Annotated in this window: 18 protein-coding genes; 12 read left to right on the top strand and 6 right to left on the bottom strand. The window is 70.9% G+C overall.

Annotated features, from left to right (window positions below):
- Nucleotides 1–3 precede the first annotated feature (3 nt).
- On the bottom strand, nt 4–657 hold the full coding sequence (locus ITJ69_RS10170) for a DUF1345 domain-containing protein (protein WP_123293386.1): 654 nt from the start codon (nt 655–657) through the stop codon (nt 4–6).
- Between the two features lie 159 nt (nt 658–816).
- Between ITJ69_RS10170 and ITJ69_RS10175 the strand changes: the two genes are divergently transcribed.
- Both ITJ69_RS10175 and ITJ69_RS10180 read left to right on the top strand, forming a co-directional pair.
- Nucleotides 817–1,269, top strand: a complete 453-nt coding sequence (locus tag ITJ69_RS10175) for a hypothetical protein (RefSeq protein WP_194672701.1) — start codon at nt 817–819, stop codon at nt 1,267–1,269.
- A gap of 135 nt (nt 1,270–1,404) precedes the next feature.
- The gene (locus tag ITJ69_RS10180; RefSeq protein ID WP_194672702.1) at nt 1,405–2,859 is read left to right on the top strand and encodes an Abi family protein; all 1,455 of its coding nucleotides are present in this window, start codon (nt 1,405–1,407) and stop codon (nt 2,857–2,859) included.
- Nucleotides 2,860–2,876: 17 nt separating this feature from the next.
- On the opposite strand, the gene ITJ69_RS10185 is transcribed toward ITJ69_RS10180, so the two are convergent.
- Genes ITJ69_RS10185 through ITJ69_RS10200 form a run of 4 tightly spaced genes read right to left on the bottom strand, consistent with a single transcriptional unit; the run spans nt 2,877 to nt 7,502 of the window.
- Nucleotides 2,877–4,214, bottom strand: coding sequence for a flavin monoamine oxidase family protein (locus ITJ69_RS10185; protein ID WP_194672703.1), 1,338 nt, complete (start codon nt 4,212–4,214; stop codon nt 2,877–2,879).
- Nucleotides 4,214–5,578: an NAD(P)/FAD-dependent oxidoreductase gene (locus ITJ69_RS10190; protein ID WP_194672704.1), complete on the bottom strand. Its 1,365-nt coding sequence runs from the start codon at nt 5,576–5,578 to the stop codon at nt 4,214–4,216. The genes ITJ69_RS10185 and ITJ69_RS10190 overlap by 1 nt, the downstream gene beginning before the upstream one ends.
- Nucleotides 5,579–5,580: 2 nt before the next feature.
- Complete coding sequence (locus ITJ69_RS10195; RefSeq protein ID WP_123292906.1) at nt 5,581–7,023, bottom strand: aspartate aminotransferase family protein; 1,443 nt, start codon at nt 7,021–7,023, stop codon at nt 5,581–5,583.
- The gene (locus ITJ69_RS10200) at nt 7,020–7,502 is read right to left on the bottom strand and encodes an Lrp/AsnC family transcriptional regulator (protein WP_035809531.1); all 483 of its coding nucleotides are present in this window, start codon (nt 7,500–7,502) and stop codon (nt 7,020–7,022) included. Before ITJ69_RS10200 ends, ITJ69_RS10195 begins: the two co-directional genes overlap by 4 nt.
- A 133-nt stretch (nt 7,503–7,635) precedes the next feature.
- Here ITJ69_RS10200 and ITJ69_RS10205 point away from each other — a divergent pair, with 133 nt between their 5' ends.
- The 9 genes from ITJ69_RS10205 to ITJ69_RS10245 all read left to right on the top strand — a co-directional run bounded on the left by ITJ69_RS10205 (nt 7,636) and on the right by ITJ69_RS10245 (nt 21,257).
- Nucleotides 7,636–9,090 carry an aminobutyraldehyde dehydrogenase gene (locus tag ITJ69_RS10205; protein ID WP_194672705.1) on the top strand — a complete coding sequence of 485 codons (1,455 nt, stop codon included), beginning with the start codon at nt 7,636–7,638 and terminating at the stop codon, nt 9,088–9,090.
- Between the two features lie 31 nt (nt 9,091–9,121).
- Entirely contained in the window at nt 9,122–10,309 is a 1,188-nt protein-coding gene (locus ITJ69_RS10210) for an ABC transporter ATP-binding protein (RefSeq protein ID WP_194672706.1), read from the top strand.
- Complete coding sequence (locus ITJ69_RS10215) at nt 10,306–11,526, top strand: spermidine/putrescine ABC transporter substrate-binding protein (RefSeq protein ID WP_323743081.1); 1,221 nt, start codon at nt 10,306–10,308, stop codon at nt 11,524–11,526. The genes ITJ69_RS10210 and ITJ69_RS10215 overlap by 4 nt, the downstream gene beginning before the upstream one ends.
- Nucleotides 11,523–12,458, top strand: coding sequence for an ABC transporter permease (locus ITJ69_RS10220; protein ID WP_123339295.1), 936 nt, complete (start codon nt 11,523–11,525; stop codon nt 12,456–12,458). Before ITJ69_RS10215 ends, ITJ69_RS10220 begins: the two co-directional genes overlap by 4 nt.
- Nucleotides 12,455–13,315, top strand: coding sequence for an ABC transporter permease (locus ITJ69_RS10225; RefSeq protein WP_194672707.1), 861 nt, complete (start codon nt 12,455–12,457; stop codon nt 13,313–13,315). Before ITJ69_RS10220 ends, ITJ69_RS10225 begins: the two co-directional genes overlap by 4 nt.
- Nucleotides 13,316–13,926: 611 nt before the next feature.
- Nucleotides 13,927–16,494, top strand: coding sequence for a carboxylate--amine ligase/circularly permuted type 2 ATP-grasp protein (locus ITJ69_RS10230; protein ID WP_194672708.1), 2,568 nt, complete (start codon nt 13,927–13,929; stop codon nt 16,492–16,494).
- Nucleotides 16,494–18,302, top strand: coding sequence for an N-acetylglutaminylglutamine amidotransferase (locus ITJ69_RS10235; RefSeq protein ID WP_194672709.1), 1,809 nt, complete (start codon nt 16,494–16,496; stop codon nt 18,300–18,302). Before ITJ69_RS10230 ends, ITJ69_RS10235 begins: the two co-directional genes overlap by 1 nt.
- 2 nt (nt 18,303–18,304) lie before the next feature.
- Entirely contained in the window at nt 18,305–20,248 is a 1,944-nt protein-coding gene (locus ITJ69_RS10240; RefSeq protein ID WP_323743082.1) for a S9 family peptidase, read from the top strand.
- A gap of 106 nt (nt 20,249–20,354) precedes the next feature.
- Nucleotides 20,355–21,257 carry a GNAT family N-acetyltransferase gene (locus tag ITJ69_RS10245; protein WP_194672711.1) on the top strand — a complete coding sequence of 301 codons (903 nt, stop codon included), beginning with the start codon at nt 20,355–20,357 and terminating at the stop codon, nt 21,255–21,257.
- Nucleotides 21,258–21,277: 20 nt separating this feature from the next.
- Here ITJ69_RS10245 and ITJ69_RS10250 read toward each other — a convergent pair whose 3' ends face one another.
- Nucleotides 21,278–22,147: a phosphotransferase enzyme family protein gene (locus ITJ69_RS10250; protein ID WP_194672712.1), complete on the bottom strand. Its 870-nt coding sequence runs from the start codon at nt 22,145–22,147 to the stop codon at nt 21,278–21,280.
- Between the two features lie 131 nt (nt 22,148–22,278).
- Here ITJ69_RS10250 and ITJ69_RS20955 point away from each other — a divergent pair, with 131 nt between their 5' ends.
- Nucleotides 22,279–23,256, top strand: a complete 978-nt coding sequence (locus tag ITJ69_RS20955; RefSeq protein ID WP_159572968.1) for a matrixin family metalloprotease — start codon at nt 22,279–22,281, stop codon at nt 23,254–23,256.
- Nucleotides 23,257–23,353: the final 97 nt, after the last annotated feature.

Here is a 23,353-nt window from a genome sequence, read left to right on the forward strand (position 1 = left end):
ACCTCAGCTGATGATGTTGACCGCGCGCGAGATGACCAGGGCCAGCAGGATGAACCCGCCGAGTGCCTGGTAGGCCATGATCATCTTCGCGCGCACGGTCATCGGCATGGTGTCGGTCGGGCTGAACGCCACCATGTTCGTCATCGCGACGTAGAGGTAGTCCAGGTACACCGGTCGCCACGCGGCGGTCTTCGGGTCGGTCTCCTGCGGGAACTGGAAGTCGGCCTCGTCACTCGTCCACAGCTCGGGACGACGACGAGCCACCGGCCCGCCCCGGTCGAGCTCCCAGTACACGAGCCCGAACGCGATGATCGTGCTCACCCACACCTGCAGGGCGGTAAGCAGCACGGCACCGCCGTCGGCCTGGCCACCGAGGAGCACCTCGATCGTCCGGACCACGGTCAGCTGGTTCGCGACGGTGAGCAGGATCGCCAACGAGAAGGACACCCACCGCGACCAGGTCGTCTCGCGGGTCAGTCGTCGCGGGTTGAAGACGACGAGCGGGATCAGCAGCAGGACGCCGAGGACCGGGACCACCCACGACGGGAAGAACAGCACCTCGCTCGGCAGGAACAGGCTGAGCCCGAGGTTCACCAGGACGGCGATCGCCACCGGCGCGCGGTGTTCGTGGCGGTGGCGGGTCCTGGTCGGGGTCACGGTGTGAGTGTCGCGCACCGGCCGGGCGCGGAGGTGACCCGCGGCGGCGCGTCGGTCCGTCGTGTCCACCGCTCGACGGACGCGGGGTCGCCCCGGAGGTGCACGACGGCGCACCGAGCGGCGGACGACACCGGATCGCCACCGGTCGAGGCTGGAGCCATGACCGAACGCATCCACCGCCCCGTCCGTCTCGTGGCAGCAGCCGTCCTCGCCGGGGGCCTGGCCCTCACCGCGACCGGCTGCTCCTTCATCCAGCAGCAGACCGGCGACGCCTGGGCCGTCACGTACCAGGTGCAGGTCGACGGGCCGGCCGGGTCGGAACTGACCGACGTCCGCGTCGAGGGTGCCGAGAAGCGCGGCGACGCCCCGGAGGTGCACCGGCTCGGCACGCAGGAGACGGGCACGCAGAAGACGGGTTCGCAGGAGACGGGTACCTGGGAGCACGAGTCGATCGTCCTCGCCGAGCAGCGCGCCTCGGTCCGGGCGACCCCGGCGCGGGGCGCGACGGCGACCTGCCGGATCCTGCTCGACGGCAAGCGCGAGATCGCCACGGAGACCGCGGCCGCGGGTGAGCCCGTGACGTGCTCGGTCGACACCCCCGCGTTCGACTGAAGGGTTCCCACCGCGGTGCAGCACGACGTCGCCTGAGGGGGTGACAATGGCGGGCCGTCGGGGTATCGTTGCGGCATCACGACTGGCCGTCATTCCCGACAAGGGGAGGCGGCCAGTTTTCTTTACGATGACGGTGTGACGAGCACCTACGCGAAGCCGTTCCTGTCCGTCGAGGACCAGCTGGAGCTCATCGAGCGACGCGGTCTTCAGATCGGAGACAAGACGACCGCGCTCAACGCCCTGGCGTCGATCGGGTACTACCGACTCTCCGGGTACTGGTATCCCTTTCGCGTTCCTGCAAGCGCAGAGGATGAGGCGCGCCCGTCCGACTTCGTTGCAGGCTCGAGTCTGGCCGACGTCATCGCGAGCTATCGGTTCGATGAAGCGCTGCGAGCCGCGGTTCTCCTCGCGCTGTCACGGGTCGAGGTCGCTCTCCGATTTCGGATCGGGCACCTCCTGGGACGAACGGGACCGTTCACCCATACCGATCCTTCAGCGTTGAGCTCAGATTGGACTCGATCGAGGAACCGCAGTTGCAGCGGGCCGAACTGTACGAGCTCCTGCGATCACATTGAAAGCGACCACCAGTCGTGGCTTCGGAAGCAGGCTCGCGCCGAGGAGCTGTCGAACGAGACTTTCATGCCGCACTTCGAGGCTACCTACGGGAGACCGTTGCCGGTTTGGGCGGCAACGGAGGTCATGTCCTTCGGCACGCTCAACAGGCTGTTCGGCGGTATGAGCCAGCGGCACCGACAACAGATCGCAATCGACTTCGACCTGTACCTCCCCGACGGCAACGGGGACGCAGCTGCCCTGAGCAACTGGCTCGAGCACCTGCGACAGGTCCGCAACACCGCGGCGCACCATGCCCGGTTGTGGAACCGGAACCTGACCGCTCCCCTCGCCGTGCCTGAGGGCGCTCCTGAGCTGGCTCACCTCCGAGAGCAGGCAGACGAGATCAGCGGTACGACGCCGGTCTCGCGTCCGTCGAGCCGTGTCTACGGCACACTCGTCGTCCTCGCGTACTTCCTCGTGCGCATCGACGGCTCGAACGAGACACGCGATGGGCTCCGTGACCTGATCGAGTCGTTCGCCGGTGACAGCGCCGAGAAGTTGCGTGGAATGGGATTCCCGGAGGGGTGGGAAGCCGAACGAGTGTGGCAGCCCGACTACGCGAGAGACCGCGTCCTCCTCGAGCGGGCAGAAGCTCTGCGAGGGATCGACTTGCTGTACCCAGTCGATGCGGCAGCTCGGCTCTGGCACAAGGAGTCTCAATCGAAGCAGCGGAGCCGGCTCGGCTACTACCGGAAGCAGGGTGCCGTACTCGCAGTGCCGGGCGCGCAGGCGCACCGGTACCCCGCACTCCAGTTCAACGACGAGACTGGTGACCTCTTCCCCGTCGTCATCAACGCCAACCGCCGCCTGTTGCAGGGTGGCGACGGGACAGAGCAGCAGCGGTGGGATGCCCTGCAGTGGTGGAACGTGCAGCAGGCTGTGCTCGGCTCCGACTCCCCACGCCGTGCGCTGGAAGCCGGGTCGTTGACGAACGCGCTGCTCGACTCGTTGCTGCCCCCGCTGCCGGGAGACTGACCTCCTCGGCTGACGGATCAGCCGCTGACGGGCGTCGCGAGCACGAGCGGGTCGACCTCGGAGCCGAGCAACCGCCCGGCCGCCCGCAGTCCGGACAGCAGCGCGCCGTGCACGGTCGCCGGGTCGTCGCCCCACGTGGCCTCGCCGGCGAGCTGCACCCGGCCGGACGGCGCTCCGAGCAGGTCGTGGTCGTCCGGTGACGCCCCGACGTGCAGGTACGAGTACGAGCCTCGTGCGAACGGGTCGTCGGCCCACCGGGTGATCCGGAACGCCTCGGGTTCGGGGACCGACGGGCCGAACATCCGCCGCAGGCCGCCGATGCCCTCTTCCACGATCATGGCGTCCGGCAGGGTCTCGAGGCGCCGGGCCCCGGTCCCGCCGACCAGGGCGGCCAGCACGGGGGCTCCGGTGACGCGGGACATGTCGTACCAGGAGTGCCAGTCGACACCGGCCGACCCCTGCTGGCGGACCACCCACGAATCGCCCCAGAACCGCTCCGGGAACCGCAGGAACACCTTGTCGTAGACGCCCATCCCGAGTCGGCCCATCGCACCGGTGACCGTCTCGCCGAGCGGTGGGTCGAACGTCACGTCGCCGGCCTGCAGCACCCCGAGCGGGACGGTCACGACGACGTCGTCCGCCGTGACCGACGAACCGTCGGCGAGTCCGACCACGACACCCGTCGCGGACTGCGTCACCGACCGCACGACCGCGGACAGCCGGACGTCGAGCCCCTCGGCCAGGGCGGCGGCGTACTGCGCGTAGCCGCCGGGGAACACCACCTCGTCGCCGGGGACGTGTTCCTCTTCGAGGCCGCGGGCGTCGAGGACGGTCACGGGTGCGCCGCAGAGGTCCTCGGAACGGTGCGCCATGTACTCGCGGACCCGCGCGGCCCGGTCGCCCTGCCACTGCAGGGACCGCAGCACGGTGTCGACGGCGGCCGCGTACGTCGAGGGCGGTGGAGCGTGTGCGACGACGGTGTCCAGGGCGGCGTCGACGGTGTGCAGGTCCGCGACGAACGCCGAGGCCGAGGCCTCGGACAGCGGCGCACCGGAGGGGCCGTGCCACGCGATCGGGCGGCCGTCGAACTGGAAGCTCCCGACGGTGAACTCGACGGTCTCGATGCCGAACCGGGGCGCCAGGGCCCAGAGCGGGTTGCCGTCGACGCCGTGGATCCACGAGGCGCCGAGGTCGACGGGCACGCCGAGCGCGGTGTCGGTCCAGGTGCGGCCGCCGATCCGGTCGCGGGCCTCGAGCACGACGACCCGCTGGCCGTCGAGTGCGAGCGCCCGGGCAGCGGCGAGCCCGGCGACCCCGGCTCCCACGACGACGACGTCGGCATCGAGTGCAGCCATCAGTGGCCTCCTGTCAGGGGTGCCATCAGCCGCGCCGCCAGGCTCGGCCGTCCGGTCAGGGCTTCTTCGCGGTCGGCCAGGTCGGTCGCCACGAGTCCGGCGTTCGCCCCGAGGAACCGGAGCGGCTCGGGCTCCCAGTCGGGCGAGCGGTGGTTCACCCACGGCAGTGCGGTGAGCGGCGACGCGACCCCACGCACGAGGTCGGCGAGCGTCCGCCCGGCCAGGTTCGTCGTGGAGAGTCCGTCACCGACGTAGCCGCCGGCGGTGCCGACGTGCCCGTCCCAGGTGACGGACGCGCACCAGTCGCGCGGCACCCCGAGCGGGCCGCCCCACGTGTGGGTGATCGGGGCGTCGGTGACGGCGGGGAACAACTCCACCAGGGACTTCCGCAGGTGCTCGAACACGCGTGGCACCCGGTCGTAGCCGGGGGTGATCGCGGACCCCCAGTGGTAGCGGGCTCCGCGTCCGCCGAACGCCAGTCGGTCGTCCGCCGTGCGCTGCCCGTACACGAGCAGGTGCCGGTAGTCGGAGAACGTCTGCCCGTGCTCCAGGCCGATGCGGTCCCACACCGCCGCGGGCAGCGGCGCCGTCGCGATCATGAGCGAGTAGAGCGGCAGGATCCGCCGCTTCGTCTGTTCGAGCTGTGCGCCGTACCCCTCGACCGCGATGACGACCGCGCCGGCCGTGACGGTCCCCCGCGACGTGACCACACGCCCGTGGTCCCACGACGAGGCGGGCGTGTGCTCCGCGATCCGGACGCCCCGGGCCTCCAGGGCGGCCGCCAGGCCACGCACCAGTGCGGCGGGCTGCACCCGCGCGCAGTCCGGGGTCCACGCGACCCCCGCCGATCCGGCGGCGTCGCCGGGCCGAGCCGGGCGCCAGGTCATGGCGTCGCCCCACTCGGCCGACGAGGCGACCTCGTCGTGCGCCGCGCGTTCCTGCACGGCGGAGCGCGCGTAGAGGACGGTGCCGCCCTTCACGTAGTCGCAGTCGACCCCGGCCTCGGACGCTGCGCGGCCGACCTCGTCGACGGTGTCGCGCATCGCTGCGCGCAGCGCGAGTGCGGCGTCGCGGCCGTGCTCGCGCGCGACGGACTCGGCGGATCGCGGGAACAGCGCCGAGCACCAGCCCCCGTTGCGACCGGAGGCGCCGAACCCGGCGATCTCGCGTTCCAGGACGACGATCTGGAGGCCCGGGTCGGCCTGGTGCAGGTACCAGGCCGTCCAGAGACCCGTCAGTCCACCGCCGACGATCGCGACGTCCGCGGTCGCGTCGCCGTCGAGCGGCGGCCGGGGCGCCAGGTCGTCGCGTCCGGTGGACGCGAGCTGGTCGAGCCAGAACGAGACGCCCCGGTAGCCGCTCACGATCAGATCTTCGACGAGGCCTCGGACAGGACGCTCCGCAGGATCGACGTGATCTCGCGGAACTCCGGCTGCCCGATGGTCAGCGGCGGTGCGAGCTGCACGACCGGGTCGCCGCGGTCGTCCGCCCGGCAGTACAGCCCGGCGTCGAACAGCGCCTTCGACAGGAACCCGCGCAGCAGCCGCTCGGACTCGTCGTCGTCGAAGGTCGTCTTGGTGGCCTTGTCCTTGACGAGCTCGATGCCGTAGAAGTAGCCGTCACCGCGGACGTCCCCGACGATCGGCAGGTCCTTCAAGGTGTCGAGCTCGGCCTTGAACAGCGGGGCGTTCTGTCGCACGTTCGCGAGCAGGCCCTCTTCCTCGAAGATGTCGAGGTTCTCCATCGCGACGGCGGCCGACACTGGGTGCCCGCCGAACGTGTACCCGTGGTAGAAGGTCGTGTCGCCCTTGGAGAACGGCTCGAAGAGCTTGTCGCTGATGATGGTCGCGCCGATGGGCGAGTAGCCCGAGGTCATCGCCTTCGCGCAAGTGATCATGTCCGGCACGAAGTCGTAGGTGTCGCAGGCGAACATGGTGCCGATCCGGCCGAAGGCGCAGATCACCTCGTCCGAGACGAGCAGGACGTCGTACTCGTCGCAGATCTCGCGCACCCGCTGGAAGTACCCGGGCGGCGGGGTGAAGCAGCCGCCGGAGTTCTGCACCGGTTCGAGGAACACCGCCGCGACGGTGTCGGGGCCCTCGAACTCGATCATCTCGCGGATGCGCTCGGCCGCCCAGAAGCCGAACTGCTCCTCGGTGCCGCCCGGGAAGCCCATCTCCTCGGCGCGGTAGTAGTTCGTGTTCGGCACCCGGAAGCCACCGGGCGTCAGGGGCTCGAACATCTGCTTCATCGCCGGGATGCCGGTGATCGCCAGGGCACCCTGCGGGGTGCCGTGGTAGGCCACCGCGCGCGAGATGACCTTGTGCTTCATGGGCTTGCCCTGGAGCTTCCAGTAGTACTTCGCGAGCTTGAAGGCGGTCTCCACCGCCTCGCCGCCACCGGTCGAGTAGAAGACCTTGTTGAGGTCACCAGGGGCGTGCTCGGCCAGGCGGTCGGCGAGCTCGATGGCCGCCGGGTGCGCGTAGGACCAGATCGGGAAGAAGCTCAGCGTCTCCGCCTGCTTCGCAGCCATCTCGGCCAGGCGCTTCCGCCCGTGGCCGGCGGCGACGACGAACAGGCCGGAGAGCCCGTCGATGTAGCCCTTGCCGTGGCTGTCGTAGACGTGGTGGCCCTCGCCGCGCACCATGATCGGCACGTCGGCACCGGCCTGGTTCGCACCGTGCCGGGCGAAGTGCATCCACAGGTGGTCCCGGGACTTCCGCTGCAGGTCGGCGTCGTCGACCGGGGCGAACGGGTCGTAGGAGTGGAGCCGCGTGGGCTGTCCGGTCGTCTGGTCTGAGATGGTCATCGCGTTCCCCAGTCGTAGAGCTGTTTGCGGAGTTGCAGGTAGACGAAGGTCTCGGTGCCGGCGACGCCCGGGATGGCCCGGATCGTGCCGTTGAGCAGTTCGATCAGGTCGTCGTCGTCCTCGCAGACGACCTCGACCATCAGGTCGAAGCTGCCGGCGGTCATGACGAGGTAGTCGACCGCCGGCAGCTGTTCGAGGGCATCGGCGACGGTTCGGGTGTCACCGCTGACCCGGATGCCGATCATCGCCTGCCGGTGGAAGCCGAGCTGCATCGGGTCGGTGACCGCGACGATCTGCATGACGCCGGTCTCGGTGAGCTTCTGGACGCGCTGCCGGACCGCCGCCTCGCTGAGACCGACGGCCTTGCCGATCTCGCCGTACGGACGGCGGCCGTCCGCCTGGAGTTGTTCGATGATCCGCTTCGAGGTGTCGTCGATCGGTCCCGGACGTCGTGGTGCTGCCGCCATGCCGGACAGCATGGCAGCGAGGCTCGGAGCGCGCAAGGGATTCCGTTGTGAACACCGTGTTTCGCGACGATTTCCGTTGTTACGGTTCTCCACAACCTCCGAATCCGTCTTCCGAACCGCCGGAATCCGTGTCAGGATCACCGCCATGCTGGACACGACGGAAACGGTGACCACGACGCACGAGGTGCGCAACTTCGTCGGTGGGTCGTTCGTCGAGTCGGGCGCGGACACCCGGTTCGACCTGGTCGACCCCACCACCGAGCAGGTCTACGGCACGTCCCCCGTGTCCACGGCCGCCGACGTCGACGCCGCGTTCACGAGCGCGAGCACCGCCTACGCGACCTGGCGCCGCACGACCCCCGGCGAACGGCAGCTCGCGCTGTTCCGGATCGCGGACGCCATGGAGCAGCGGGCATCGGAGTTCGCCGACCTCGAGTCCCTCGACACCGGCAAGCCCCGGGCCACCCTGGTCGAGGACGAGATCCTGCTGTCCGTCGACCAGATCCGCTTCTTCGCCGGAGCCGCCCGCAACCTCGAGGGCCGCAGCGCCGGCGAGTACATGGCCGACCACACCTCGTTCGTCCGGCGCGAGCCCATCGGGGTCGTCGCCCAGGTCACCCCGTGGAACTACCCGCTCAACATGGCGGTGTGGAAGTTCGCCCCGGCGCTCGCCGCGGGGAACACCACCGTGCTCAAGCCGAGCGACACCACCCCGCTCTCCACCCTGCTGCTCGCCGAGGTCGCCGCCGAGTTCCTGCCGCCCGGCGTGCTCAACGTCGTCGTCGGCGACCGCACCACCGGCGCCGCGATGATCGACCACCCCACCCCGCAGCTCGTGTCCATCACCGGGTCCGTCCGCGCCGGCATGGAGGTCGCCCGCGCCGCCGCCGGCGACCTGAAGCGCACCCACCTCGAGCTCGGCGGCAAGGCCCCGGTGATCGTGTTCGACGACGCCGACATCCCGTCCGCCGTCGCCGGCATCGTCGCCGCGGGGTTCTTCAACGCCGGGCAGGACTGCACCGCCGCCACCCGGGTGCTCGTGCAGGACGGCATCCACGACGAGTTCGTGGCGGCGCTCGCCGCCTCGGCGCGTGCGACCGCGACCACCGGCGCCGACACGGCCACTCCGTACTTCGGCCCGGTGAACAACGCGAACCAGCTCGCCCAGGTCCGGTCCTTCGTCGACACGCTCCCCGACCACGCCACGATCGAGTTCGGCGGCGGGCGGCAGGGCGACGTCGGCTACTTCCACCAGGCCACGATCGTGTCCGGCCTGCGCCAGACCGACCGCATCGTGCAGCAGGAGGTCTTCGGCCCCGTGCAGACCGTGCAGCGCTTCACGACCGAGGACGACGCACTGCGCGCCGCGAACGACGTCGAGTACGGGCTCGCGAGCTCGGTGTGGACGACCGACCACTCGCGGGCGATGCGCTTCGCCCGTGACCTGGACTTCGGGTGCGTGTGGATCAACACCCACATCCCGATCGTCGCCGAGATGCCGCACGGCGGCTTCAAGCACTCCGGCTACGGCAAGGACCTGTCCCAGTACGGGTTCGACGACTACACCCGCATCAAGCACGTCATGTCCTACATCGGCTGACCCCGATCCTTCCGAAGCAGCAGGAGGCACCATGGCAATGACCGGCACGTTCGCCGAATCCGGAGCCGATCTCCGACTCGAGCAGATCACCAAGTCGTTCCCCGGCCACACCGCGGTCGACGCGCTGGACCTGACGGTGCCGGCCGGCTCGTTCTTCGCCCTGCTCGGCCCCTCGGGCTGCGGCAAGACCACGACGTTGCGTCTCGTCGCCGGGCTCGAGGAGCCCACGAGCGGCACCATCACGATCGGCGGCGAGGACGTCACCGACACGAAGCCCTACCAGCGGCCCGTCAACACGGTGTTCCAGAACTACGCGCTGTTCCCGCACATGAGCGTGCTCGACAACGTCGCGTTCGGCCTGAAGCGGCGACGGATCCCGGACCCGATGACGAAGGCGCGCGAGGCCCTGCACCTGGTCGAGCTCGACGCCTCGGCCGACAAGCGCCCCGCTTCCCTGTCCGGCGGCATGCAGCAGCGCGTCGCCCTGGCCCGCGCGATCGTGAACCGGCCGGCACTCCTGCTGCTCGACGAGCCCCTCGGTGCGCTGGACCTGAAGCTCCGGCACCAGATGCAGCTCGAACTCAAGACGATCCAGGCCGAGGTCGGACTCACCTTCCTGCACGTCACCCACGACCAGGAAGAAGCGATGACGATGGCCGACACGGTCGCCGTCATGAACGGCGGCCGGATCGAGCAGATGGGCAGCCCCCAGGACCTGTACGAGCTGCCCCGCACCGCGTTCGTCGCGAACTTCCTCGGCCAGTCGAACCTGCTCGAGGGCGAGGTCCGCGGCACCGACGGTCCGCTGCTCGTGGTCGCGACCCCGGCGGGCACCATCGCCGTCCCGGCCGACCGCGCCGTCCGGACCTCGGGCAGCGTCGTCGTCGGCGTCCGTCCCGAGAAGCTCAAGATCCGCACCTCGGAGGCCACCCCCGAAGCCGGCCGCAACATCCTCGGCCCCGGCCGCGTGGTCGACGTCTCGTTCTCCGGGGTCAGCACGCAGTACCTGGTGGACGTCCCCGGCGCCGGCCGCGTCTCCGTCTTCGCGCAGAACTCGAAGGGCGGACCGCGGATCGCGACCGGCACCGAGGTCTGGCTCACGTGGGGCGTCGACCACGGTTTCGGCCTGGAGGCGCACCCCGCGTCCGACCAGACCGTCACCACCCACGCCGCCACGGGCCTCCAGTCCGCACCCGCCACGGCAGGATCGCTCGCGTGACCGGCGGGGGACCCGGCCCGGACCTGCTGCGCGGACTGACGTCCGCGCGCGTCAGCCGACGCGGCCTGCTGGCCGGCGGAGGAGCCGCCGCGCTCGCGGCGTTGCTCACCGGGTGCAGCATCAAGGGCTCAGCCGCCTCCGGCGCCGAGAACGCCGTCGACTGGACCGCGTTCTGGCAGGACGCCACGGCGACGAAGCAGCTGAACTTCGCGAACTGGCCGCTCTACATCGACTCCGACCACGGCAAGTCCGAGTCGCTCGCGCTGTTCCAGAAGGCCACCGGCATCAGCGTCGACTACCAGGCGGTGATCCAGGACAACGCGACGTTCTACGCAACCGTCTCGCCGATCCTGCGGGCGCAGGGTGCCACCGGCTACGACCTGGTCGTGATGACCAACGGGTTCGAGCTGACCCAGATGATCAAGAACGGCTTCGTGTGCGAGCTCGACCACTCGCGGCTGCCGAACTTCGCGGCGAACGCGGGTGACTCGGTGAAGGACCCGACGTACGACCCCGGCAACAAGCACTCCGTCGTCTGGCAGACCGGCTTCACCGGGATCGCCTACAACCCGAAGTACATCGACCGCGAGATCACGTCGTTCCAGGACCTGCTCGACCCGGCGTTCGCGGGCCGCGTCGGGCTGATGAGCGACAACACCGAGCTCGGTTCCCTCGGGCTGCTCGCGAACGGCATCGCCCCGGAGACGTCCACCCCGGCGGACTGGCGGAAAGCGCAGGCGTGGTTGCGGAAACTGCGCCCGAGCGTGACCGGCTTCTACGACCAGAGCTACATCAACAAGCTCGAGAACGGCGACACCTGGATCACCCAGGCGTGGTCCGGCGACGTCTTCCAGGCGCAGCAGTCCGGGTTCGAGGACCTGAAGTTCGTCACGCCGGAGGAGGGCCAGATGATGTGGCACGACAACCTCATGATCCCCCGGCAGGCAGCGAACCCGGTGGCCGCCCTCGAGTGGATGGACTTCTACTACACGCCGAAGATCGCGGGCATCGTCGAGGACTGGGTCAACTACGTCTGCCCGGTCCCCAGCGCCGAGGCCTACGTCCGTGACGAGCTCGACGACGCGACGGTGGCGGACAGCCCGCTGGTGTTCCCCTCGTCCGAAGTGCTCGACAAGTCGCACGAGTTCCGGGTGTTCGAGAACTACGACGAGTACTCGGAGTGGAACGGCATCTTCAACGCGGTGGTGCAGTCGTGACGGCCGTCGGGGTCGCCGGGCCCGGTGCCGCACCGACACCGGGCGCCGGTCCGGCACCGGTCCGTCGGGGGCGCCGTCGCAGCACGCCCTTCCTGCTCGCGCTGGTCGGGACCGCCTACCTCTGCGTGTTCTTCGTCATCCCGCTCGTTTCCGGGCTCATCGTCTCGCTCATGTCGGGCAACCCGGACGACGGGTACACCTTCACGTGGAACTGGGGGATCTACGGCTCCCTGTTCATCGACCCGCAGGTGCCCTACCTGACGTTCCTGCTCCGGTCCCTCTGGTACGGCGCCGCAGCAACGGTCGTGACCATCATCGTCGGGTACCCGGTGGCGTACTTCATCGCCTTCCGGGTGTCCCCGCGGTGGAAGAACCCGCTGCTCATGCTCGTGTTCGTGAGCTTCCTGGTGTCGTTCATCATCCGCACCGACATGTGGGCGTTCGTGCTCGCGTCGCAGGGTCCGGTCGTCACCTTCCTGCAGGCGATCGGCCTGGCCGGCAAGGACTTCCACATCCTCGGCACCGGCGGCGCGGTGATCTTCGGCGACGCCTACAACGACCTGGCGTTCATGGTGCTGCCGATCTACGCCGCGCTCGAACGCATCGACCCGCGACTCGGCGAGGCCGCCAACGACCTGTACGCCGGCAAGTTCCGGGCGTTCTGGCACACCACGCTGCCGCTGTCCCGCTCGGGCATCTTCGCCGGCGTCCTGCTCGTGTTCATCGACAGCGTCGGCGATCCGGTGAACTCGGCGCTGCTCGGCGGCACGAACACCTACACGATCGGTCAGGCGATCCAGGACGCGTACTCCGGCAACCAGCAGTACAACGTCGCCGCGGCACTGTCGACCGTGCTCATGGTCGTGCTCGGCATCATCCTGTTCATCTACGCCCGCGTCTCCGGCACCGACGACCTCGAGGACCTCGTATGACCGCCGTCGCACCGTCTCGTCCGTCCACCGCGACCACCTCGTCGCCCGTCGTCCGCCGCCACGGCGTGAACCGTCGCGGGCCCTGGCTCGCGATCGTCTACTGGGTCACCATCGCGATCACACTCGTCCCGATCGTCTACATGATCGTGTACTCGTTCAACGACGCCCCGACGAACCGGCTGTCGTTCGCGTGGAACGGCTTCACGACGTACTGGTACGCGAACCTGGTCAACGTGTCCGGGCTCGGAGCCGCGTTCGTCACCTCGGTCGTCGTCGCGTTCCTGGCCGCGATCATCTCGGTCGCGATCGGGCTGCCGCTGGCCCTGGCGCTCGAGCGGTACCGGTTCCCCGGCCGCGGTGCTGTGAACGCCGTGGTGTTCGCGGACATCGCGGCGCCGTCCATCGTGGTCGGCTCGGCGTCGCTGTCGTTCTTCCTGTCCGTGGGGCTCGGCACCGGGTTCCTGACCGTGCTCATCACCCACGTGGCGTTCGACGTCGCGTACGTCGTGGTGGTGCTCCGCGCCCGGATCTCCGGCACGTCGCGGGTGCTCGAAGAGGCCGCGAGCGACCTCGGGGCGACGCCGCTCCAGGCCTTCCGGCTCGTGACGCTGCCGTTGCTCGCGCCGGGCATGCTCGCGGCCGGGCTGCTCGCGCTCGCGATGTCGATCGACGACTACGTCATCACCTCGTTCGTCGCCGGGCCCGCGGTCACGTTCCCCTTGTTCGTGTACGGCGCCGCGAAGGCCGGGATGCCGCCGCAGGTGCTCTGCTTCGGGACGCTGGTGTTCGCGGTGGGGCTGCTCGTGGCGCTGCTGAACGGTGCGCTGAACCGGCGCCTGGCCCGGACGCGCGGGTAGGCGCCGGCCCGCCTGGTGCGAGGTGCGTGGCCTGGTGCGAGGTTGACCGCTTGGTGCGCGCTCGTAACCGGGCACGGAGCGTGCAACCTCGCACGGGGTGACGAAGCGTGCACGGTGCGGGCGGGAGGCGCGTGGCGGGCTGGCGCCGTGCCTCCCGTCCGGCGGGTGGTGTGCGTCCACAGAACGGTGCGGCTTTCGCGGGCTGGTGCGGGGTTGCGCGCGTGGTGCGCGCTCGTTACCGGGCACGGTGCGTGGAACCTCGCACGGGGTGGCGAGGTGCGCACGGTGCGGGCGGGAGGCGCGTGGCGGGCTGGCGCCGTGCCTCCCGTCCGCACGTGCGGTGCGTCCACAGCACGGTGCGGCTTTCGCGGACCGGTGCGCGATCCGCGCGGGTCGCACGGTGCGAGGTGCGTGAGCTGGTGCGAGGTTGCGCGCGTGGTGCGCGCTTGTAACCGGGCACGGAGCGTGCAACCTCGCACGGGGCGGCGACGGGCGCACGGTGCGGCCGGGAGGCGCAGCGCTCGTGACGCTCGATTGACGGGCGTGTTACGGACGCGAGTCGGGCGGTGTGCCGCGGCGCACGCCACAGCGGCCGCGCGTAGGTTCCAGCCATGAGTGCAGAGCTGACGCTCGGCGCCGAGGAAGAGCTGCACCTCATCGACCTCGAGTCCGGCCGACTTTCCGCGAAGGCCCCGCGCCTTCTGCCCAAGCTGCCCGCCGACCGCTTCGGCGCGGAACTGCAGCGCACGACCATCGAGACGAACACCCCCGTGGTGCGCACCCTCGACGACCTGCGGCGGGTGATCGTCGACCTGCGCCGGGAGCTCAGCGCCGCGATCGCACCGGCCGGGGTCACCATCGCGTCGGTGGGCACCGCGCCGCGGTCCGAGTACGCCGACTTCGAACTGACCAGCGGCGGGCGCTACGGCCGGATGCAGGAGCAGTACCGGATGCTCGTCGACGAGCAGCTCATCTGCGGCCTGCAGGTGCACGTCGGGGTGAGCGATCGCGACCTGGCGGTGCAGATCGCCCAACGGGTCGCGCCGGTGCTGCCGGTGCTGCTGGCCCTGAGCGCGTCCAGTCCGTTCTGGAACGGGCAGGACACCGGGTACTCGTCGTTCCGCAGCATCATCTGGCAGCGGTGGCCGTCGGCCGGCAGCTTCGGGCGGGTGTCGAACGCGGCGGAGTACGACAAGGTGCTCGACGACCTGATCGCGTCGGGGGTGATCGCCGACAAGAAGATGGCGTACTTCGACGTGCGGCCGTCGTCGCACGCTCCGACACTCGAACTCCGGGTCTGCGACGCCACCCCGATCGTCGACGACGCGGTGCTCATCGCCGGGTTGTTCCGGGCAGCGGTGCGGAAGGCCGAGATCGCCGTCGAGTCCGGCGCCGAGTGGCACCCCCGCAGCGAACCCCTGCACCGTGCAGCGATGTGGCAGGCGGCGCGCACGGGGCTGAGCGGCGAACTGCTCGGCCTCGGGCAGCACCCGGACCGCCTGCCCGCCGAGGTCGCCGTCCGGCAACTGGTGTCCCGCCTGCGTCCGGAACTCGAGGAGCTCGGCGACTGGGGCACCGTCACGGACCTGCTCGAGGACACCCTGGCCCGCGGCAACTCCACCGATCGACAGCGCACCGCGTACGCCGAGCGCGGGGAGCTCGACGACGTCGTCGCCCTGGTGGTCGAGGACACCGCCGGCACGCCGTCCGGACGTGACGAGGACCCGGCGGTCGCGGTCCCCGGGTACCGCGTGCGCGCCGGCGACGAAGCGGTCGGCCCCGGCGCCCGCCCCCGTCCGGCGTTCCGCGACCTGGCGACGTACTTCACCGCCTGGGACGCCGACACGACGAACGAGCACTGCGCCGCACGCGACGCCTGGGCCCGCGAGCACGAGGTCGGCTTCGTCGTGGACGGCGGCGTGCAGGCGTTCGGGTGCGACCTGGTGCCGCGGACGATCAGCGCGTACGAGTGGTCGCAGCTGGAGCGTGGCCTCGGGCAGCGCGCACGGGCGATCGAGCTGTTCCTGCGCGACGTGTACGGCGAGCGGCGGATCGTGGCCGACGGGGTCATGGACGAGCACCAGTTCGTCGGTGCGAACGGCTGGGACCCCGACGCCTCGCGCCTGCCCGGTCACGCGGTGCGGGCACCCGTGCTCGGCTTCGACCTGGTGCGGAACGAGTTCGGCGGCTGGCGGGTGCTCGAGGACAACGTGCGCTCGCCCTCCGGGGTGGCGTACGGCATCGCCCTCCGCGAGCTCATGGACGCCGTCGTGCCCGACGCGCCCCGTCCGGCGCTGTTGCGGGACCCGCACGGCGTGACCGACCGGCTGCGCGAGACCCTGCGCACCAACGCGACCGCGGTGACCGGCAACCCGGACCCGGTGCTCGCACTCGTCAGCGACGGCCCCGCCGCCGGCGCGTGGTTCGAGCACCGCAGGCTGGCCGACGGAGCCGGGCTGCGCCTCCTGGCCGGGTCTGACCTGGACGTCCGTGACGGACGCGTGGTCGACGCGACGACCGGCGACGTGCTCGACGGGCTGTACCTGCGGATCGACCGCGACGTGCGGGCCCTGACCGCGGACCACGCGCCGGAGCTGGGCGCCCGCGTCCTCGACGTCGCCGAGGCCGGACACGTCCACCTGGCGAACGCCCCGGGCAACGCCCTGGTCGACGACAAGGCGATGTACGTCAACGTGCCGGACCTGATCTGGTACTACCTGGACGAGAAGCCGCTGCTCGAGTCGGTGCCGACGTACCGCACGAGCATCGAGGGCGAACGGCTGTCCGTGCTCGACCGGGTCGGCGAACTCGTGACGAAGCCGGTCGACGGCGAAGGCGGTCGCGGGGTCCTGATCGGGCCGAGCGCGAGCGCCCCGGAGGTCGCCGAACGACGACGCGAGATCGCTGCCGACCCGGCCGGTTGGGTCGGGCAGGAAGTGGTGCAGCTGTCGTCGCACCCGACCATCGGACCGGCGGGCCTCGACCCCCGGCACGTCGACCTGCGCGCGTTCGTCTACCTGACCGGGACCGGAGCGGACGACGCGCAGCTGGCCGACGTCGCGCTGACCCGGGTGGCGCCCGAGGGCAGCATGGTCGTGAACTCGTCGCGCGGCGGCGGGGCCAAGGACACGTGGATCGTGGGATCCGCCGCGAAGGCGGCGGCCGAGGGAGAGCGCTGATGTGTGGACTCGCGGGCGAGATCCGGTTCGACGGCACGGCCCCGGACGTCGGAGCAGTGGCACGGATGACCGGGTGCATGGTGCACCGCGGCCCCGACGGTGACGGGCTCTGGGCACGCGGGCCGATCGCGCTCGGGCACCGACGGCTGTCGATCGTCGACCTGTCCACCGCCGGTGCGCAGCCGATGGTGCTGCCCCGGGCCGGACTGACGATCGCGTACAACGGCATGGTCTACAACTACGCGCAGCTGCGTGACGAGCTGCGCGGCAAGGGGCACGAGTTCTTCTCGACGTCGGACACCGAGGTCATCGCCGTGGCCTACGCCGAGTGGGGCACGGCCTTCGTCGAGCACCTGATCGGCATGTTCGCCATCGCGATCTGGGAGCACGCCAGCGGCCGACTCGTGCTCGCGCGGGACCGGCTCGGCATCAAGCCGTTGTACGTGGCACAGGTACCTGGCGGGCTCCGGTTCGCGAGCTCCCTGCCCGCGATCCTGGCGGGGGACGGCGGCGCGAGCAGGACCGGCGGCGGCATCGACACGTCCATCGACCCCGTCGCCTTCGCGTCCTACATGAGCTTCCACTCGATCGTGCCGGCACCCCGCACGATCCTGTCCGGTGTCGGCAAGCTCCCGCCCGCCACCGTCCGGGTGATCGAGCGCGACGGTACGTCCCGCGACACCGTCTACTGGGAGCCACGGTTCGAACGCGACCCCGCCAGGGCCGACTGGACCGACCAGGACTGGGAGCAGGCGTTCATCGGGTCGCTCCGCACCGCGGTCGAGCGCCGCATGGTCGCCGACGTCCCCGTCGGTGTGCTGCTGTCCGGCGGCATCGACTCGTCCCTGGTCGTCGGACTGCTCGCCGAGGCCGGGCAGCAGGACCTCGCCACGTTCAGCATCGGCTTCGAGGCCGCTGGCGGTGAGTCCGGCGACGAGTTCGAGTACTCGGACCAGGTCGCGAAGCACTTCGGCACCGACCACCACCGCATCCACATCCCCTCGACGCGCCTGCTCGACGGCATCGACGGCGCGGTCGCCGCCATGAGCGAGCCGATGGTCAGCCACGACTGCGTCGCGTTCTACCTGCTGTCGCAGGAGGTCTCGCAGCACGTCAAGGTCGTGCAGTCCGGCCAGGGTGCCGACGAGGTGCTCGCCGGCTACGACTGGTACCCGCCGCTCGCCGACGTCCCCCGCGACCAGGCGGCCGAGGCCTACCGCTCCGTGTTCATGGACCGCAGGTGGCCCGCGCTGCAGGGACTGCTCGGGGAGCGCTGGAAGAGCGACGACGACACCCCGTCGGCGTTCGTGGACGCTGCGTTCGCGGTTCCGGGCGCGGAGACGAGCGTCGATGCTGCGCTCCGCAGCGACACGATGACGATGCTCGTCGACGACCCCGTGAAGCGGGTCGACAACATGACGATGGCGTGGGGTCTCGAGGCCCGCGTGCCGTTCCTGGACCACGAGTTCGTCGAGCTCGCCGGCGCGATCCCGCCCGCGCTCAAGCTGTCGGACGGCGGCAAGGGCGTCATGAAGCGGGCGTCGCGCGGCATCGTCCCCGACAGCGTCATCGACCGCAGCAAGGGGTCGTTCCCAGTGCCCGCGATCCGGCAGCTCGAGGGCCCGTACCTGGAGCGGGTGCGCACGGCACTGCACGCGCCGGAGGCACGTGAGCGCGGCCTGTTCGACCCGGGTACGGTCGAGCGGATGCTCCAGGACCCGAACAGCACGCGGACCGAGATCGGCGCGAACGCGCTCTGGCAGCTCGGCCTGATCGAGATGTGGCTGCAGCAGCAGGGGGTGCTGTGAACGTGGGTTCGATCCGGACTGGAGGCTCGGCGAGCGTCGCGTCGTCGGTCGACGTCCGTCCCTCGGTCACGACCAGGGCCGCGGCCGACCTGGGTGAGCGGCTCGCCGCCGCCTGGGGGTCGTGGGGCCCCACCATGACCCGGAACGCCCGGCGCGTGGCGTTCGTGTCCGACCGGCACGGCACCCCCGAGGTGTTCGTGCAGGACGTCGTCGTCGACGGCGAACTGCCCGAACCGGTCCGGATCGCGCTGTCCGACGACCCCGTGATCCGGGTGTCGTGGTCGTCCGACGGGGAGTGGCTCGCCGTGGCGATCGCGACCGACGGTGGCGTGAAGCAGCAGGTCTGGGTGGTCCGGCCCGACGGCACCGACGCCGCGCAGATCGCCGGTTCGCGGTACCAGCACGCCGAACTCGGCCCGTGGAGCCGCAGCGGGCACCGGGTCGTCATCACGCTGCCCTCGACCGAAGCCGACCAGCCGGCCCGCTCGTACCTGGTCGACCCGGTGTCCGGCGACCGCGACGACCTGGCCGTCGGCGAACTCATCCACATCCTCGACCTGTCGGTGGAGGAACGCCTCGTCGTGCTCAGTGACGGGCAGCGCGGCCAGGAGTTCGTCGTCGTGGTCGACCGGCTGACCGACGAGAGCCACGCCCTGTTCGCCGACGACCCCGACGGGTCCGCGGAGATCGCGTTCCTGCGGCCCTCGCCCGCGAGCGAGACCAGCCCCCTCGTCGCCTACGTCGCCACCGAGGCCGGACTGCCCCGCCGCGGACTCGTCGCCCAGCCGGTCGGACCACACGGCTGGCGCGGCACGCCCCGACGGATCATCGAGCGCGCCGACGCTGAACTCGAGTACCTCGACGCCGACGACGCCGGCCGCACGCTGCTGCTCGTCTGGAACGTCGACGGGCGCAGCGAACTCGACCTCATCAACACCCACGACGCCTCGCGCACCCCCGTGCCCGACCTGCCCGGGTACGTCGTCACCGACCCGGTGCTCAGCCGTGACGGCCGGAGCGTCCTGCTCGCCGTCGAGGGACCCACGCGACCGCGGGAACTCTGGCGGCTCGACACGAACGCGCTCACCTGGAGCCGGGTCACCGACGTCCCCACGCTGCCCGATGTGCAGCTGGTCGAGCCGACGCTCGAGCGGTTCGCCGCGCGTGACGGACTGGAGCTGACCGGCTGGCTGTACCGGGCGGTGGAGCCGGCCACGTCGTCAGCCGTCGGCGCTCGTGCTGCTGCTGCCGTGCCTCCCGGCCCGCGCGCAGCGCTCGTCCACCTGCACGGCGGACCGGAGTCGCAGGAACGACCCACGTTCTCGCCCCAGCACCAGGCGCTCGCCGCAGCGGGCGTGACCGTCCTCGCCCCGAACATCCGCGGTTCGTCCGGGTACGGACACGAGTTCGTGCACGCCGACGACCTGGCCCTGCGCTGGAACGCGCTCGCCGACGTCGTCGACTGCGCACGGTTCCTGGTGTCGAACGGGTACGCCGACCGCTCCCGGGTGGCCGTCGAGGGCCGCTCCTACGGCGGGTACGCGACCCTCGCATCCCTGGCGTTCACCCCGGACGTGTTCGCGGCCGGGGTCGCGGTGTGCGGGATGAGCGACTTCGCGACGTTCTACCGGGACACCGAACCGTGGATCGCCTCTGCCGCTGCGACGAAGTACGGGCACCCCGTCGACGACGAAGCGCTGCTCGCGGCCCTGTCGCCGATGCGGGCGATCGACGACGTCACGGCGCCCTTGCTCGTCGTGCACGGTGAGCTCGACACGAACGTCCCCATCGGCGAGGCGCACCAGGTGGTCGCGGCGCTGCGGGAGCGGTCGCACGACGTCGAGTACCTCGAGCTCGCGGGTGAAGGGCACGAGTACCGGCGGGCGTCGTCGCGGGCGCTGCTGGTGCGGCGGATGGTGGAGTTCGTGGCGGCGCGCTTGGGGTGAGGCGGCTCGCACGCGCCGTGAGCCCCTCGCACCGTGCGAGCCGCAGCACGGCGTCACCGGGTGCAACGATGCGTCGGCGGCGCTCGCCGCGTCGGAGAATGGTGGGATGACGACGACTGACCTGATCCGACCCGGAGAGGTCCTCGTGACCTCGGCAGCGGAGGTCGAGCAGGTCGTCCACCGTGCCACGAACCAGTACGCCTCCGGGGTCGTCGCGGACACCGCCGGGTGGGCGGACGGCGATCGTCGGCGGATCGAGGACCTCGGGTTCCGTGGTGGTGATGCCCGCGGCGAAGCACTCCGGACGCTCGACCTGACCATCGCCGACGACGGCACCCCGACGCGCGTGCTCGACGCACCCGCGATGGTCGCGCTGAACAGCCACCACGCACGGTTCGCCGAGCGGCGTGGCGAGGTCGTCCGGTACCAGACCGACGTGTCGGTGTGGACGGGGATCCCCGAGCGACCCACCGCGCAGGACTGGGAGGATGTCCGGGCGCTGCTCGGGTCGGGCGGGATGCTGGGCGTCGGTGCGGCTGCCGTCCTGCCCGAGGGGTGGGAGCTCGTCGAGGGTGCCGGCGGCGTGCAGCTCACCGGTGAGGCGATCGAGGGTGCGCCGGACGACGAAGCCGTCGTGCTGACGCCCGACGACGTGCCGGAGATGACCGCCCTGGTGGAGCGGACGAAACCCGGGCCGTTCCTGCCGCGCACGATCGAGCTCGGCACGTACCTGGGCATCCGGCGGGACGGGCGGCTCGTCGCCATGGCGGGGGAGCGGTTGCACCCGCCGGGGTGGACCGAGATCAGCGCGGTGTGCACGGACGAGGCGTACCGGGGGCAGGGGTTCGGGCGCCGGTTGGTGCTCGCCGTCGCGCACGGGATCCGGGAGCGAGGCGAGACCCCGCTCATGCACGCGGCCGCCGGGAACACCGGGGCGATCGGGCTGTACCAGCACCTCGGGTTCCGGCTGCGGGATCGCGGGGCGCCGCGGTTCGTGCGGGTGCCGTGAGCTGGGCTCGTTCCTGACCGTCAGAAGGCGGCGAGGGCACCCCGGAGCATGTCGTGGCCCTGCGCCTCGAAGCCCTCGTCGCCGACGGCGTAGGCCCAGGTCGCGGTGCCGACGGCCTCGCGGAGTTGCAGCCAGCGCCAGGCGTCCGACTCGCGCGGATCGTCGCCGTAGCCGTCGAAGAACGCCGCTTCGAGGGCCGGATCGTCCTGCCAGTGCAGCACCGCGAGGCGGGTGAGGTCGAACGATGCCGGGCGCCAGCCGAAGCGGCCGAAGTCGATGACGCGGAACCGTCCGTGGCAGTCGTCTTCGTCGTCGACGATCCAGTTGCGCGGGTGGAAGTCGCCGTGGGTCGGGACCAGGGGCTCGTCCGGGTGGCCGGTGGGGAGCATCTCGAGCGCCGCGCGGATCCGGGCGACGACGTCTGCCGAGATCCGGTGCGGGGCATCGAGCGCGCGGAGGGCCTTCGCCTGTTCGTGCAGCAGGAACGTCGGGTCGTGCCGGGTGCCGTGGTCGTGCAGACGCCGGAGGACCGCGCCAGCCTGCCGGTGGACGTCGGGGGCGTGCTCGTCCACGGTGCCGAGCGCGAGGTGACCAGGGACGCGCTCGAGGATGAGGACCCGGTGCTGTTCGTCCGCGGCCACGAGGGCACCGGCGTCCCCGGCAGCGCGCAGGGCGTCGGTCACGGTCCGGTGCGCCTCGAGTTCCCGGGGGAAGTGGGTGTTGTCCCGGCCGGACGCCTTCACGGTGTAGCTGTCGTCGCCGTCGACGACGCGCAGGACCCTCGTGTCGAGGAGGCCCCACGAGTCGTCCGCCACGAAGACCGCGTCGGGGAGCGTGCGGAGCACGAACGCGATCTGGTGGTCGTCGAGTCCGGTGTCGCCCCAGTGCATGGCGGCACGCTACCCGGTCCGCTCTGCGCACCGCGGCCGTTCTGGGGGCTTGTCGGCCCTCCCGCGCCCCCGGACACTGATGCAGCCGTCCGCCACCGTGGTTCGGGTGCGGTGTGATCAAGGAGGGCGTAGTGCGCACGTCGTCGAAGGCCGCAGCCGCGGTCGTACTCGGGCTCGCCCTGACGGCGGTCGTCGCCGCACCGGGAATCGCGGGAGCGCCAAGCTGCCAGAGGAGCAGCATCTCGATCCACGACCTGGCGTCCGGGTGTCGCGTCACCTCCGGCGTGGTCGCGCTCGAGGACGGCCGGACCTTCGCGATACCCGCAGCCGGCGTCACGCTCACCGCTGCCCCGGTCGCCGAAGGGGACACCGACCCCGGCGACGTTGTGATCGCGAACCGTGGTGCCGCGGGCGTCGCCGTGCAGGTCGACGAGGTGTGGGCCGGATCGCCCACCGCCGTCCGGCAGGAACGCGCAGCGAAGCAACGGCGAACACTCGGGGCGACGATCCGCGGGACTGCCTCGAACGGCGGCGCCACGACGTCCGCGAGCTGCGGGAGCAAGGCGTACGTGCTGACCGGCGCGCACTGGGAGTCGCCGATCCGGTGGCGGTACAACCCGACCGGGGCGAAGGTGTCGAAGGTCGCAGCGATCCAGCGCGGTGCCGAGGCATGGACCGGCACGATCACGGCGTGCGGTGAGAAAGTCCAGTCGACGGCGGCACAGGAGTACCTCGGCACCGCGAAGCAGCAGGCTGCGGTCACCGCCGATGGTGGCTGCGGGACCTCGAACCGGACGAGCGTCGTCGGGTGGGGCAAGCTGCCGTCGAAGACCCTGGCGCTGACGTGCATCTGGTCCTTCACGGGCGGGGACGCATTCGAGACCGACCAGCGGTACTCGACGAGCCACCGGTGGGGATCGACCAGCACCTGCTCGGGCAACCGGTTCGACCTGCGCGGCATCGCGACGCACGAGTGGGGGCACTCGTACGGGCTCGGGCACACAGCGCAGAAGTCGGGGCTCGTGATGAAGCCGTCGTCGACCGTGTGCGACACGGCGCAGCGGACGCTCGGGCTCGGGGATCTGCGGGGGATCGCGGCGCTGTACTGAGTGGTCCCTTCGTCTACGTAGACACGGGAAGGTTCCGGCCTTATCGGTGCGACGCTCGTCGTTTCGACCCCCACATGTGGGGGTGCGGTGGTGAGCG

It is taken from the genome of Curtobacterium sp. VKM Ac-2887 (genome assembly GCF_015350935.1).
GTDB lineage: Bacteria > Actinomycetota > Actinomycetes > Actinomycetales > Microbacteriaceae > Curtobacterium.